We start from the raw sequence: 327 nt of genomic DNA on the forward strand, positions 1-327 counted from the left end.
CTGGGCAACGTCCTAAATTGCTGAAAGCTATCGCTTTTCTCGGACTTGCTACGCTGGCTTGGTCAGTCGTTTTCATTCTGGCAGCACTGATTCCGGCCGCATTTAACCCGGTTCTTCCTCCGCTTGTTACTATTCTTATCGGAGCTGCTGCTTTCGGTGCACGCTACCTCTTGAAAAAGAAATATAACATTCGCAATGCCATGTCCCCAGTTCAATAATAAAACAAAGCGATTGGAATATTCCAGTCGCTTTTGTTTATCTATACAGTTCAGCTATCAAATCGCCCGAGAACCTTATCCGCTGTCACTTGTCTATGTAATCTGCTGA

General features: G+C 45.0%; 1 protein-coding gene. It reads left to right on the forward strand.

Annotation, left to right across the window (positions count from 1 at the left end; all coding sequences use genetic code 11):
- Positions 1 to 218: DUF1129 family protein (locus tag C1G53_RS08145; protein ID WP_153046679.1), on the forward strand; the 218-nt coding region annotated here is incomplete at its 5' end.
- Positions 219 to 327: the final 109 nt, after the last annotated feature.

This window comes from Streptococcus suis (assembly GCF_002960445.1).
In the GTDB taxonomy this organism is placed as follows: domain Bacteria; phylum Bacillota; class Bacilli; order Lactobacillales; family Streptococcaceae; genus Streptococcus; species Streptococcus hyiners.